We start from the raw sequence: 12483 nt of genomic DNA, 5'->3' as shown, positions 1-12483 counted from the left end.
GACAAATCCAATGCTCGAAACCAAAGACCTGACCATTCGCTTCGGCGGCCATGTGGCGGTGAATGCCGTCTCGTGCGCCTTTGCGCCCGGCACGCTGACCGCCATCGTTGGCCCCAACGGCGCCGGCAAGACGACGTATTTCAACCTCATCTCCGGCCAGCTCAAGGCGAGTGCGGGCACGGTGTCGCTCGATGGCAAGTCGCTGTCGGGCATGTCGCCGTCAGCGCGCACGCATGCGGGGCTGGGGCGGGCGTTCCAGCTCACCAACCTGTTTCCGAATCTCACGGTGTTGGAGAACGTGCGCCTGGCCGTGCAGGCCACGCGCGCCGGTGCCCACCGGCATGGGCTCAACCTCTGGAGCATCTGGAGCGACCACAGGGCGTTGACCCGGCGGGCCGATGAACTGCTGGCCCAGATCAACCTGAAGGCCAAGGAACACGCAACAGTTGCCAGCCTGCCGCACGGCGACCAGCGCAAGCTCGAAGTCGCGTTGCTGATGGCGCTGGAACCCAAGGTCTTCATGTTCGACGAACCGACGGCCGGGATGAACGCGGCCGAGGCGCCGGTGATCCTCGACCTGATCCGGCAGTTGAAGAAGGACAAGAGCAAGACCATCCTGCTGGTCGAGCACAAGATGGACGTGGTGCGCGAACTGGCCGACCGCATCATCGTGCTGCACAACGGAACGCTGGTGGCCGATGGCGATCCAGCCGAGGTGATCGCCTCGCCGGTGGTGCAGGAAGCCTACCTGGGCGTGGCGCCGAAGGAGGCCGCATGAACCTGCTTGAACTCAGCGGCGTGCACACGCACATCGGGGCGTATCACATCCTGCATGGCGTGGACCTCGCGGTGCCGAAGGGGCAGCTCACGATGCTGCTCGGGCGCAACGGCGCGGGCAAGACGACGACGCTGCGGACGGTGATGGGCCTGTGGCATGCGTCGCAAGGCTCGGTGCGCTTCGCCGACAAGGACATCACGCAGATGCAGACGCCGCAGATTGCGGGGCTCGGCATCGCGTACGTTCCCGAGAACATGGGCATCTTCGCCGACCTCACGGTGAAGGAGAACATGGTGCTGGCCGCGCGCTCCGCAAAGAATGCGTCGCAGATGGACGATGCACGGCTGAAGTGGATCTTCAAGCTGTTCCCCGCGGTAGAGAAGTTCTGGAATCACCCGGCCGGCAAGCTCTCCGGCGGGCAGAAGCAGATGCTGGCCGTGGCGCGCGCGATCGTCGAGCCGCGTGAACTGCTGATCATCGATGAGCCCAGCAAGGGGCTGGCGCCGGCCATCATCAACAACATGATCGATGCGTTCGATGAACTCAAGCGCAGCGGCGTGACGATTCTCCTGGTGGAGCAGAACATCAATTTCGCGCAGCGTCTGGGGGACACCGTGGCCGTGATGGACAACGGTCGCGTGGTGCACAGCGGCAGCATGGCGGCGTTCTCGGCGGATGCGCAGTTGCAGCAATCGCTGTTGGGGTTGGCGCTATGAAGGTTTATGGTCTTTTCCCTCTCCCTCCGGGAGAGGGCAGGGTGAGGGCAGGCGGCGGTCGATGGGGGTGCATGCGATTGCAAAGGGCCGGTGCCCTCACCCCAACCCTCTCCCGGCGGGAGAGGGAGCGAAGCGGGGAGATGGCGGTATGAAGGGTATGGATTTCGACTGGAAGCCGCTGCTGCTCGTGCCCGTGCTTGCGCTCATCGCGTTGCCGCTCACCGGCTCCTTCTCGACCTGGCTCACGCTCACCATCGCCGGCCTGGCGATGGGCATGATCATCTTCATCATCGCCTCGGGCCTGACGCTGGTGTTCGGTCTCATGGACGTGCTGAACTTTGGCCATGGCGTCTTCATCGCGCTCGGTGCCTACATGGCGACCACGGTGCTTGGTGGGCTCAGCGACTGGTCGACGGCCGACGCGCTGGGCCGCAACCTGATGGCGCTCGTACCGGCGCTCGTCATCGCGATGGTCGCGGCCGGGGCGCTGGGGCTGCTGTTCGAGCGCTTCATCGTGCGGCCGGTGTACGGCCAGCACCTGAAGCAGATCCTCATCACGATGGGCGGCATGATCATCGGCGAGGAACTCATCAAGGTGATCTGGGGGCCGGCGCAATTGCCGCTGCTGCCGCCCACGGCAATGGCGGGCACGGTGTTCTGGCTCGGTGCGGCGATCGAGAAGTACCGGCTCTTCGCGGTGGCCGTCGGGCTGGTCGTATTCGGTGGCATGGCGTGGACCTTGTCGCGCACCAAGGTCGGCCTGCTGATCCGCGCCGGCGTGCAGGATCGCGAGATGGTCGAGTCGCTCGGCTACCGCATTCGCAGGCTGTTCATCGGCATCTTCGTGGTCGGTAGCGCGCTGGCCGGCCTCGGCGGCGTGATGTGGGGCCTGTTCCAGCAGAGCGTGGTGCCGCAGATCGGCGCGCAGGTGAACGTGCTGCTGTTCATCGTCATCATCATCGGCGGGCTGGGCTCCACGGGCGGCGCATTGATCGGCGCCTTGCTGGTCGGACTGATGGCGAACTACAGCGGCTTCCTGCTGCCCAAGCTGGCGCTGTTCTCGAACATCCTGCTGATGGTCGGCATCCTGTTGTGGCGCCCGCAGGGCGTGTATCCGGTGGCGAATCGATGAACCCGTTCCCACTTCCGCTTTCAGGCGTCACCCCATGCTGAAAAGACTCCTCTCCCACGACTCGCCGCGCAGCCACCTGCTCGCGATGTTGCTCATCACGGTTGTGCTCGGCCTGGCCTTCGCGCCCTTCATCTTTCCCGGCGTCAAGGCGCTCAGCGTGGCGGCCAAGGTGCTGGTGTTCATCGTGCTGGTTGCGAGCTTCGACCTGCTGCTGGGCTACACCGGCATCGTGAGCTTTGCGCACACGATGTTCTTCGGCATTGGCGCCTATGGCATCGCGATCGCGGCCACGCGGCTCGGGGCAGGGTGGGGCGCGATGCTGGTCGGGCTCGGCGGCGCGCTCGTTGTGTCACTGGTCCTGTCCTTCGCGGTCGGACTCTTCTCGCTGCGCGTGCGGGCGATCTTCTTCGCGATGATCACGCTGGCCGTGGCCTCGGCCTTCCAGACACTCGCCTCCCAACTGTCCGACATCACGGGTGGTGAAGACGGGCTGACCTTCAAGCTGCCGGAACTGATCTCGCCGAGCTTCGAATTTTCCGACGAACCCTTCCTCGGCGTCTCGCTCGATGGGCGCCTGCTCTGCTACTACTTTCTGTTCGTCGCCGCGGTGGTGCTGGTGCTGGCCATGCTGCGCATCGTCAACTCACCCTTCGGCCGGGTGCTCCAGGCGATTCGCGAGAACGAATTCCGTGCCGAGGCGATCGGCTATCGCGTGGTGGTCTACCGCACCACGGCGGCCGTGCTGTCGGCGCTGTTCGCCACGCTGGCCGGCGCCATGCTGGCGATCTGGCTTCGATATAACGGGCCGGATACGTCGCTGAGCTTCGAGATCATGGTGGACGTGCTGCTCATCGTGGTGATCGGCGGCATGGGCACCATTTACGGCGCGGTCATCGGCGCGACGCTGTTCGTCATTGCGCAGAGCTACCTGCAGGACCTGCTCAAGCTGGGCAGCAGCGCCGCCAGCGACCTGCCGTGGCTGTCGGCCTTGCTGTCGCCGGACCGCTGGCTGCTGTGGCTCGGCGTGTTGTTCGTGCTCTCGGTCTACTACTTCCCGACCGGCATCGTCGGCCGGCTTCGCACAAGGGCTTTGGGATGAACGCTGCTGCACCGACTTCCAACTATGTCCAACTCGTCGGCCGCGAGGTTCACTACATGGACTGGGGGCCGCGCGATGGCGAGGTCATCGTCGCATGGCACGGCCTGGCGCGCACCGGCCGTGACATGGACGAACTGGCGCAGCACTTCGCCGAACGCGGCTTTCGGGTGCTCTGCCCCGACACCATCGGCCGCGGCCTGAGCCAGTGGAGCCCGGTGCCGGACGATGAATACCAGCTCTCCTTCTATGCGCAACTCGCCGATGCCTTCTGTGATGCGCTGAAGCTGGATCGCCTGCACTGGGTCGGCACCTCGATGGGCGGCGCGATCGGCATGGTGTGCGCGTCCGGCTTGGTGCAGCCCCGCATGAAGCAGCGGATCCAAAGCCTGGTCATCAACGACACCGCGCCCGAAGTCGCGGCCTCTGCCATCGAGCGCATCCGTTCCTATGCCGGCAGCCCGCCTGCCTTCGAAAGTGTGCTCGAACTCGAGGCCTTCTTCCGTACCGTCTACAAGCCTTACGGTTGGCTCAGCGATACGCAATGGCGCCGCCTCACCGAGACCTCCACGCGCCGTCTGCCCGATGGCCGCGTCACGCCGCACTACGACCCGGCCATGGTGCGGCAGTTCATCGCGCATCCCGATGACTACCTGATCTGGACGCACTATGACGAGATCGAGGCGCCTGTGCTGTGCCTGCGCGGCGTGGACTCCGACCTGGTGCGGCGCGAGACGATCACCGAGATGCACACGCGCGGGCCCGGGGCCAAGGGCAAGTTGCAAGTGATCGAAGTGCCGGGCTGCGGCCATGCGCCAGCGTTGAATGTGCCGGCGCACCTGGAGCCGATCGAGGCATTCATCCGCGCGGCGGGTTGAGTGATTTTTGGCGGCACAATCGCGCGCCTATCCACACAACACTGAGACCCGCCATGCCCCTCTCGATGTACGACGCCTCCGTCACCGTTTTCCTGCACAACCTGAACCAGCTCTCGCACCTGCTCGACAAGGGCCAGGCGCATGCCACAGCCGCCGGCCTCGACCCGGCCGCGCTCATCGGTGCGCGCCTCGCGGAGGACATGCTGCCGCTCTCCAAGCAAGTCCAGATCGCCAGCGACACCGCCAAGCTCGCCGCGGCGCGCCTGACCGGCCTCACCGCGCCGAGCTACGAAGACAACGAATCCACCTTTGAAGAGTTGAAAGCCCGCATCGCGAAGACACGCGAGTGGCTCCAGGGCTTGTCACGCGAGGCCTTTGCCGCCAGCGAGGAGCGCGCGGTCAGCTTCAAGGCCGGCCCGACGGAACTGAACTTCGTCGGCCAAGGCTACCTGTTGCATTTCGCTCTGCCGAATTTCTTCTTCCACGTCACGACCGCCTACGACATCCTCCGCCACAAGGGCGTGCCAATCGGCAAGCGGGACTATCTCGGCCGGGCCTGAGTCTTGAAGATGGCGGGGGTGTACGGCGCCTTCGGCTCCTCCGCCGTCCCGGGTTGCAGCAACACCCAGAGAATCCGGAGCTGACCGACGAGCAGGCCGACGAGCATCAGGATGCCCAGTGTCCCGAAGTTCTGCCGGGTCCCCATGATCGCGTCATACAGCAGGGTCGCCACCGCGCCCAGTGCGACGATGCAAGCGATCAACGACAGGGTGGTGGCGGCGAGCCTGAATGCGGTTTTCATGGGTGTCGAGAATCACCCGTCCAGTGCATGGGGTCAATGTGCCGATTGGCGCAATCCGTTGCCGGATGGCGTCTCTCTTTCGGCATAGCCGGATCACTACAAGCGTTTTCCCCAGTGCGCGCGACGGCCGCTCATTCCGCGCCGGTCGGCCAACCCAGCAGGTTCCGTTCCGCAATCCCGGCCAGCGCGGTGATCCAGGCATGGCTGTCGTTGAGACAGGGGATGTAGTGAAACTCCTTGCCCCCCGATTGCAGGAACGCGTCCCGTCCCTCCATCGCGATCTCCTCCAGCGTCTCGAGGCAGTCCGCCGGAAATCCGGGGCACATCACGTCGACACGGCCCGTGCCCGCCGCGCCCAGCGCGCGCAAGGTCGGCTCGGTGTAGGGTTCCAGCCACTTGGCGCGGCCGAAGCGCGACTGGAAAGTCACACGGTGCCGGTCGATCGGCAGTTGCAGGCGCTCGGCCAGCAGGCGCCCGGTTTCCAGGCACTGTGCCTGGTACGGGTCGCCCAGCTGCACATTGCGCGCCGGAATGCCGTGGAAGCTCATCACCAGCTGGTCGGGCCGGCCGTGGTGCTTCCAGTGCGCCTCCACGCTGGCGGCCAGCGCCTCGATGTAGAGCGGATCGTCGTGGTACTGGTTGACGAAGCGGAACTCGGGCAGGCGGCGCACCTCGCGGCTCCAGTCGTTCACCGCATCGATCATGCTGGCGGTCGTGGTCGCGGAGTATTGCGGATAGGCCTGCAGAACCAGCACGCGGGTCACGCCTTCGGCCTTGAGCGCATCGAGCTGCGACGCGATCGATGGGTTGGCATAGCGCATCGCCTCGACCACCTTCACGCGATGGCCGCGCTCGCCGAGCCAGCCGGTCAGCATCACCGCCTGCTTCCGCGTCCACTCCTTCAGGGGTGAACCCTCCGGCGTCCACACGCTCGCATACTTGGCGGCCGACTTGGCCGGCCGGGTGCGCAGGATGATGCCGTGCAGGATCAGCGACCACAGCAGCTTCGGTATCTCGACCACGCGCGGGTCGCCGAGGAAGTCGGCAAGGTAGGCGCGCACGGCGCGGGCGGTCGGCTCGTCGGGCGAGCCAAGGTTGCACCAGAGCACGGCAACGCGCTCGTCGGCAGGAGAAACTGCAGGCGGTTCGGGGCGAAAAGGCATGGGGTATTCTGGCGCATGACCTCCGCAGCCCTGGCCCCACCGCTCGATGTGAAGCGCATCGCGGGCATCACCCTCGACCTCGACGACACCCTCTGGCCGATCTGGCCCACCATCGAATACGCCGAGCGCACGTTGCACAAGTGGCTGGAAGCCGAAGCGCCGAAGACCGCGGCCATGCTGCTGACGCCAGGCGTGATGCGCGAATTGCGCGAGGCTACGGAGAAGGAGCGCTCGGACCTTGCGCACGACATGAGCTTGATGCGGCTGGAGTCGATTCGTGCGGCCTTGAAGCGCGCGGGCGAGGACCCGGCGCTGGCCGAGCCGGCCTTCGACGCTTTCTTCGCCGCGCGCCAGCGGGTCAAGCTCTATGACGATGCCTTGCCCGCACTGCGCTGGCTCAGCGAACGCTATCCGCTGGTGGCCATCTCCAACGGCAATGCCGACATCCATCTCACCGGCGTGGGGCGCTGGTTCCGCACCGCGTTCAGTGCGCGCTCCTTCGGCAGCGGCAAGCCGCAGGCGCCGATCTTCCGTGCCGCCGCCGCATCGATCGGGCTGTTGCCGCGCGACATCCTGCATGTCGGCGACGACGCCGAGCTCGACGTGGTCGGTGCGCTAAATGCCGGCATGCAGGCGGCCTGGCTGGTGCGCGACGAGCGGCCCTGGGTGCATGGCATGCATCCGCATCTGATCGTGCCGAACCTGCAGGCGCTGTGTGCGGCGCTGGAGCCCGGGCCGAACTGAATCGGGCAGGGCGGCGCGAGGACCGAGGACACCGGGTATTCCCCTCCGCGAATGTCCCCCGGCCTTCGGCCTCCTCCTTTATTTCGCTGCGGGGAACACCCGATGCCCTCGATCCAGCATCGGCTACGTCGTGCGAGCAGTTGAAATGCGGCGCATCAAGAAGCCGATACAGCAGCGATGGCAGCAAGTACTGCACCTTCCAGCGTCGCAGGGTAGGGCCCTTCGACGTAGTCACCGCATGCGATCAGGCCGGGTGCGATGGCCATGGGCGGGCGCTGGAGGCCGGGGGTGCAGGCGAAGGTTGCCCGCTTGTCGATGACCGTTTGCAGCACGCGCGGTTCGACGCACGCCAATTGCGTGGTGGCCTGTGCGCAGACCTGGGCCTCCAGCTTGGCGCGCTCGGTCTCGCTGGCACTCACGACCATCGCCCACACGCCCGCGTCGCCGCAGAGTTGCGAGCGGTCGAATACGAACTGCGCGGGCGCGTCCGGTGTCGAATGCAGCGCCAGCATGGGCTCCGGCAGGCGGTGTCCGCCTTCCAGGTAGATCGTCGCGATGGCTTCGAAGCGCAGCGCGCGGGCCTGGGCGCACCAGGCGGTATTGCCGACACCGCTGCCTTCCACGAGCCGTGCGGCCTCGCCGGGTGGGCAGGCGAGGAGGACCGCATCGAAGCCTTCGCCGTCGACCTGCCAACCGTCTGCGGTCGGCGCGATCGCTTGCGCCCGATGGCCGACGGCAATACGACCGCCGCGCTCGCCGATCCAGCGGGCTGCTGCATCGGGAAACAAGGCGCCCAGGTCCTGTCGCGGCAGCAACAGGTTGGAGCCGCCGCTCGTCCCGAACATCGCGTCGCGCAACACCCGCAGGAAGACCTGTCCGCTGGCCTGCGCCGTGGGCGTGTTGAGCGCGGACACGCACAGCGGATCGATCATCTCGTCGCGTACGCGCGGCGTGAGGCTGGCGCACAGCTCCGCGACGGACAGGGCCGCATCGCATTGAAAGCCCGTTCGCTGCCAGCCGATGGCCACGCGAAGGAGTGCGAACTTGTCTCGCCACGACCAGCCGCGCACCCGGAGGATGCCGACCAGCGCATCGATCGGCGCCGGCAGCTTTGGCAGGCGCAGGCCATTGCCATCGGGGAACACCATCGCCAGCGGCGTGCGCAGCAACGCCTGGTCGATGTCGATGCCCACCTCCCGCATCAGCCGCAAGGTCTGCGCATAGGCGCCGATCATGATGTGCTGGCCGCTGTCGAGAGTGATGGGCGTCCCGTCGGCGCGCATGGCTTGCACGGCGCGTGCGCGGCCGCCGAGGGTGTGGGCGGTTTCGAAGACGGTGACGGTGTGGCCCGCCGAAGTGGCCTCTACCGCGGCTGCAAGGCCGGCCCAGCCGGCGCCGATGATGGCGATGCGCTTGCTCATCGGCACGTGCCCTCACCCCAACCCTCTCCCGGAGGGAGAGGGAGAAAGACCGCAGTCACATGCGGCCCAACGCCTGCACTCGCCATGCGAGCCACAGCTTGCGCACGGGCGTCAGGCTCACGCGCTGGTTCAGCACCTGGAAGTCGTCGCCCTCGATCTCGCGCAGCAGCGTGCGGTAGATGCTGGCCATCATCAGGCCGGGCTTCTGCGTGCGCCGGTCGGCGGGCGGCAGCAGCGCCAGCGCCTCGTCGTAGGCTGCATGCGCCCGCGCCGCCTGGAACTTCATCAGCGCGACGAAGCGCTCCGAATGCACGCGGTTGAGCAGCTCATGCGCCTTCACGTCGAACTGCTGCAGTTCGTTCACAGGCAGGTAGATGCGGCCGCGCATCGCGTCCTCGCCCACGTCGCGAATGATGTTGGTCAATTGCAGCGCCAGGCCCAGCTTGTGCGCGTACTCGGTCGTGGCCGGCTCGGTCTGGCCGAAGATGCGTGCCGCCACCTCGCCGACCACGCCGGCCACCAAATGGCAGTACTGCGCGAGGTTGGGGAAGGCGAGGTACCGCGTCTGCTCCAGGTCCATCTGGCAGCCGTCGATGATCTGCTGCAACTGCCTGGCCTCGATGCCGAATTCGGCGGTGCAGGGCATAAGGGCCTTCATCACCGGATGGCTCGGCTGGCCGGCGAAGGCCTGGGCCACCTCGGTGCGCCACCAGGCCAGCTTGGTGGCGGCGACGCCGGGGTCGCGCACCTCGTCGACCACGTCGTCGACCTCGCGGCAGAAGGCGTAGAAAGCCGTGATTGCCGCACGGCGCGGCTTCGGCAGGAACAGGAAGGCGTAGTAGAAGCTGCTGCCCGATGCGGCGGCTTTTTGCTGGACGTATTGCTCGGGCGTGGTCATCGTGAATCCGGAATCATTGCCCCCGATTGTCGACGACCCGCGGTCGCTCACATCATCATCGCGCGCCAGGCCAGCAGCGGCGCGTCAGTCGCGCCGACGGTCGGGCGATTGCGCAGCGTGTCGAAGTCCAGCGCCTCGATCTTGTCGAGGATGCGCAGCCCGCCCTGCACCACGAGCCGCAGTTCCCAGCCCATGCGGCCCGGCACGCGGTGCACCAGCGGCGCGCCTTCCTGCATCAGTTCCCGGGCCCAGGCGACCTCTGCGGCGATCAGCTTCTTCATGGCTTGCGTGGGCGGCGTGGACGACGATGGCGCGAAGGCCTTGAGCTTGCCGGGCTTCACGCGATGCGCCGCGCAATCGGCCAGCGGAAAGTAGAAGCGACCGCGCGGCAGGTCCACGCTCGGGTCCTGCCAGAAATTGATGAGCTGCAAGGCCGTGCAGATCGCGTCGCTGCGTGCTTGCGACTCGGGCTCATGGATGTCGAACAGGTGCAGCATCAACCGCCCGACAGGGTTGGCCGAGCGCGCGCAATAGTCGAGCAGTTGGGCGCGGTCGATGTAGTCGGTGCCGTCGCGGGTTTTCTCGATGTCCTGCATGAAGGCCGACAGCAGCGCGGCCAGCAGCGGCTCCGGCAGCGAGAAGTCGTGCATCGCCTTGGCCAGCGGGCCGAACACCTCGGGCCAGCGGGCCGAAACCTTGCCGCTTTTTGCCAAGGCGCGAAGGTCGGCGCGATAGGCCTTCAGTTGCGCGAGTCGTTCGTCCGCGCTGGCATCGCCTTCGTCCGCGATGTCGTCCGCCGTGCGCGCAAAGCCGTAGATGGCCGTGATGGGAGGTCGCAACCGCGGCGGACACAGCAGCGAGGCGACAGGGAAGTTTTCGTAATGTTCAGCCACGCGGCGAATTGTCGGGCACGCCTGTACCATCCCTTCGCAATGAGCTCCTCGACTTCCCCGGCCACGCCTTCTCCATCCGGCCACGCCGCCCACGGTGGCGGATCGGTGGGGGTGATGGTGGCGGCCCTGGGCGTGGTCTTCGGCGACATCGGCACTTCGCCCCTCTACGCCTTCAAGGAGACTCTGAATCCGGAACACGGGGTGGCCTTCACACCCGATGCCGTGCTGGGCTTGCTGTCGCTGATCTTCTGGGGCCTGATGGTGGTCGTCACGCTCAAGTACGTGACCTTCGTGCTGCGTGCCGACTACGACGGCGAGGGCGGCATCCTGGCCTTGCAGGCACTCGCGCGGCGTTCGGTGGACGAGGCGCGGACGCCTTACTGGGTCTGGCGCCTCCTCGGCCTGCTGGGCCTGATCGGCGCGGCGATGTTCTACGGCGACAGCCTCATCACGCCCGCCATCTCGGTGCTGTCCGCCGTCGAGGGCCTGGAGGTGGAGGCGCATGCACTGAAGCCTTTCGTGGTACCGATCACCATGGCCATCCTGGTGGCATTGTTCGCGGTGCAGCGCCATGGCACGCATGTGGTCGGCAAGGTGTTCGGGCCGGTCATGCTGCTGTGGTTCGTGGTGCTGGGCCTGGCCGGCCTGATGCAGGTGCTGAAGCAACCGCAGGTGCTGGCGGCGCTGGACCCGAGCCGGGCGGTTGGCTTCCTGGTCACGCACCGGGCGCAGTCGCTGGCGGTTCTCGGGGCCGTGTTCCTGGCCTTCACCGGCGGCGAGGCGCTCTATGCCGACATGGGCCACTTCGGCGCCAGGCCGATCCGTATTGCGTGGCTCTTCGTCGCGATGCCGGGGCTGGTGCTCAACTACTTCGGCCAGGGCGCGCTGGTGCTGGCCAATCCGGGCGCCATCGACAACCCCTTCTTCCGCATGTTCCCGTCCTGGGCCGTGCTGCCGATGGTGGTGCTGGCCGCGATGGCCACGGTGATCGCGTCGCAGGCGGTGATCTCGGGCGCTTTCTCGCTCACGGCGCAGGCCATGCGCATGGGCTACCTGCCGCGCATGCGCATCGTGCAGACCTCCGGCACTGCCATTGGGCAGATCTACGTCCCTGGCATCAACTGGATGCTGATGGTGGGCGTGCTGTTGCTGGTGGTCGGCTTCGGCAGTTCCAGTGCGTTGTCGGCGGCCTATGGCATCGCGGTGTCGATCACGATGGTCACGACGACCCTGCTGGCGAGCGTGGTGGCCTACAAGCTGTGGCGCTGGAACCGCGTGGCGGTGATCGTCGGCGCGAGCGTCTTTGCCGCGATCGACCTGACTTTCGTCGTCGCCAACAGCCTCAAGGTGGCGCAGGGCGGCTGGCTGACGCTGGCCGTGGCGGCGCTGGTGATGGTGCTCTTCACGACCTGGTCCAAGGGGCGCCGGCTGGGACTCAAGGCCGCCGAAGCGCAACAGTTGCCGCTGGAGCCCTTCATTGAATCGCTGGCGGGGGATATGCCGCACAGGGTCAGTGGCACGGCCGTTTTCCTGAACCGCGATGCGGTTTCGGTGCCTCACGCCCTGCTGCACAACCTCAAGCACAACCAGGTGCTCCACGCGCAGGTGATCGTGCTGGTGGTGCAGTCCAGCCCCACGCCGCGCGTCGATGCCGCCAACCGGATCGTGGCGCGCGACCTGGGGCACGGCATCTGGGCGGTGACGGCCAACCACGGCTTCATGGAGCGGCCCGACGTACCGGAGTTCATCCGCATCTTTGCCTACCAGAAGGGACTGGCCTGCGAGGCGATGAGCACCTCGTACTTCACCTCGCGTGCGTCGGTCACGGCCGAGCAGCTGCCGGGCATGAACCCGGTGCGGCAGGCGCTGTTCAGCTGGTTGCAGCGCAACGCGGGCCGGGCGTCGGACTATTTCGAGTTGCCGGGGAATCGCCTGGTGGAGATGGGGCAACGGAACTAGCCC

The 12483-nt window shown here is 66.6% G+C and carries 13 protein-coding genes; 8 read left to right on the top strand and 5 right to left on the bottom strand.

Annotated elements, in window-relative coordinates; genetic code table 11:
* The first annotated feature begins 10 nt into the window (after positions 1-10).
* The 6 genes from WKW79_RS18110 (at position 11) to WKW79_RS18085 (ending at position 5160) form a co-directional block, all read left to right on the top strand.
* A complete protein-coding gene (locus WKW79_RS18110) occupies positions 11-778 on the top strand; it encodes an ABC transporter ATP-binding protein (protein WP_340336561.1) in 768 nt (255 codons plus the stop codon).
* Complete coding sequence (locus WKW79_RS18105) at positions 775-1494, top strand: ABC transporter ATP-binding protein (RefSeq protein WP_340336560.1); 720 nt, start codon at positions 775-777, stop codon at positions 1492-1494. Before WKW79_RS18110 ends, WKW79_RS18105 begins: the two co-directional genes overlap by 4 nt.
* A 148-nt stretch (positions 1495-1642) precedes the next feature.
* Positions 1643-2626, top strand: a complete 984-nt coding sequence (locus WKW79_RS18100; protein WP_340336559.1) for a branched-chain amino acid ABC transporter permease — start codon at positions 1643-1645, stop codon at positions 2624-2626.
* A 34-nt stretch (positions 2627-2660) separates the two neighbouring features.
* Positions 2661-3725, top strand: a complete 1065-nt coding sequence (locus WKW79_RS18095; RefSeq protein WP_340336558.1) for a branched-chain amino acid ABC transporter permease — start codon at positions 2661-2663, stop codon at positions 3723-3725.
* Positions 3722-4600 carry an alpha/beta fold hydrolase gene (locus WKW79_RS18090; RefSeq protein WP_340336557.1) on the top strand — a complete coding sequence of 293 codons (879 nt, stop codon included), beginning with the start codon at positions 3722-3724 and terminating at the stop codon, positions 4598-4600. Before WKW79_RS18095 ends, WKW79_RS18090 begins: the two co-directional genes overlap by 4 nt.
* A 53-nt stretch (positions 4601-4653) precedes the next feature.
* The gene (locus WKW79_RS18085) at positions 4654-5160 is read left to right on the top strand and encodes a DUF1993 domain-containing protein (RefSeq protein WP_340336556.1); all 507 of its coding nucleotides are present in this window, start codon (positions 4654-4656) and stop codon (positions 5158-5160) included.
* On the opposite strand, the gene WKW79_RS18080 is transcribed toward WKW79_RS18085, so the two are convergent.
* Positions 5142-5402: a hypothetical protein gene (locus WKW79_RS18080; RefSeq protein ID WP_340336555.1), complete on the bottom strand. Its 261-nt coding sequence runs from the start codon at positions 5400-5402 to the stop codon at positions 5142-5144. The genes WKW79_RS18085 and WKW79_RS18080 overlap by 19 nt on opposite strands.
* A gap of 131 nt (positions 5403-5533) precedes the next feature.
* A complete protein-coding gene (hemH, locus tag WKW79_RS18075; RefSeq protein WP_340336554.1) occupies positions 5534-6565 on the bottom strand; it encodes a ferrochelatase in 1032 nt (343 codons plus the stop codon).
* A gap of 15 nt (positions 6566-6580) precedes the next feature.
* On the opposite strand from hemH, the gene WKW79_RS18070 reads away from it, so the two are divergent.
* Positions 6581-7309, top strand: coding sequence for an HAD family hydrolase (locus WKW79_RS18070; RefSeq protein WP_340336553.1), 729 nt, complete (start codon positions 6581-6583; stop codon positions 7307-7309).
* A gap of 155 nt (positions 7310-7464) precedes the next feature.
* On the opposite strand, the gene hpnE is transcribed toward WKW79_RS18070, so the two are convergent.
* From hpnE to hpnC, 3 genes are read right to left on the bottom strand one after another with little or no spacing between them, the layout of a single operon-like run.
* Positions 7465-8730: a hydroxysqualene dehydroxylase HpnE gene (gene hpnE / locus WKW79_RS18065; protein WP_340336552.1), complete on the bottom strand. Its 1266-nt coding sequence runs from the start codon at positions 8728-8730 to the stop codon at positions 7465-7467.
* Between the two features lie 55 nt (positions 8731-8785).
* Positions 8786-9628: a presqualene diphosphate synthase HpnD gene (hpnD, locus tag WKW79_RS18060; protein WP_340336551.1), complete on the bottom strand. Its 843-nt coding sequence runs from the start codon at positions 9626-9628 to the stop codon at positions 8786-8788.
* Between the two features lie 47 nt (positions 9629-9675).
* On the bottom strand, positions 9676-10551 hold the full coding sequence (gene hpnC / locus WKW79_RS18055; RefSeq protein WP_422823912.1) for a squalene synthase HpnC: 876 nt from the start codon (positions 10549-10551) through the stop codon (positions 9676-9678).
* A 9-nt stretch (positions 10552-10560) separates the two neighbouring features.
* Here hpnC and WKW79_RS18050 point away from each other — a divergent pair, with 9 nt between their 5' ends.
* The gene (locus tag WKW79_RS18050) at positions 10561-12480 is read left to right on the top strand and encodes a potassium transporter Kup (protein WP_422823911.1); all 1920 of its coding nucleotides are present in this window, start codon (positions 10561-10563) and stop codon (positions 12478-12480) included.
* Positions 12481-12483: the final 3 nt, after the last annotated feature.

The organism is Variovorax robiniae, from assembly GCF_037889955.1.
Classification (GTDB): Bacteria; Pseudomonadota; Gammaproteobacteria; order Burkholderiales; family Burkholderiaceae_C; genus Variovorax; species Variovorax robiniae.
Note: the sequence above shows the minus strand (reverse complement) of the source record. Positions and strands in the feature narration are given on the sequence as shown.

Bases quoted from the DNA above. Each gene is read 5' to 3' on its own strand.
- WKW79_RS18085 (WP_340336556.1), top strand. From the start codon at position 4,654: ATGCCCCTCTCGATGTACGACGCCTCCGTCACCGTTTTCCTGCACAAC.
- WKW79_RS18105 (WP_340336560.1), top strand. From the start codon at position 775: ATGAACCTGCTTGAACTCAGCGGCGTGCACACGCACATCGGGGCGTAT.
- WKW79_RS18090 (WP_340336557.1), top strand. From the start codon at position 3,722: ATGAACGCTGCTGCACCGACTTCCAACTATGTCCAACTCGTCGGCCGC.
- WKW79_RS18070 (WP_340336553.1), top strand. From the start codon at position 6,581: ATGACCTCCGCAGCCCTGGCCCCACCGCTCGATGTGAAGCGCATCGCG.
- WKW79_RS18110 (WP_340336561.1), top strand. From the start codon at position 11: ATGCTCGAAACCAAAGACCTGACCATTCGCTTCGGCGGCCATGTGGCG.
- hpnE (WP_340336552.1), bottom strand. From the start codon at position 8,730: ATGAGCAAGCGCATCGCCATCATCGGCGCCGGCTGGGCCGGCCTTGCA.
- WKW79_RS18100 (WP_340336559.1), top strand. From the start codon at position 1,643: ATGAAGGGTATGGATTTCGACTGGAAGCCGCTGCTGCTCGTGCCCGTG.
- WKW79_RS18095 (WP_340336558.1), top strand. From the start codon at position 2,661: ATGCTGAAAAGACTCCTCTCCCACGACTCGCCGCGCAGCCACCTGCTC.
- WKW79_RS18050 (WP_422823911.1), top strand. From the start codon at position 10,561: ATGAGCTCCTCGACTTCCCCGGCCACGCCTTCTCCATCCGGCCACGCC.
- hpnD (WP_340336551.1), bottom strand. From the start codon at position 9,628: ATGACCACGCCCGAGCAATACGTCCAGCAAAAAGCCGCCGCATCGGGC.
- hpnC (WP_422823912.1), bottom strand. From the start codon at position 10,551: ATGGTACAGGCGTGCCCGACAATTCGCCGCGTGGCTGAACATTACGAA.
- WKW79_RS18080 (WP_340336555.1), bottom strand. From the start codon at position 5,402: ATGAAAACCGCATTCAGGCTCGCCGCCACCACCCTGTCGTTGATCGCT.
- hemH (WP_340336554.1), bottom strand. From the start codon at position 6,565: ATGCCTTTTCGCCCCGAACCGCCTGCAGTTTCTCCTGCCGACGAGCGC.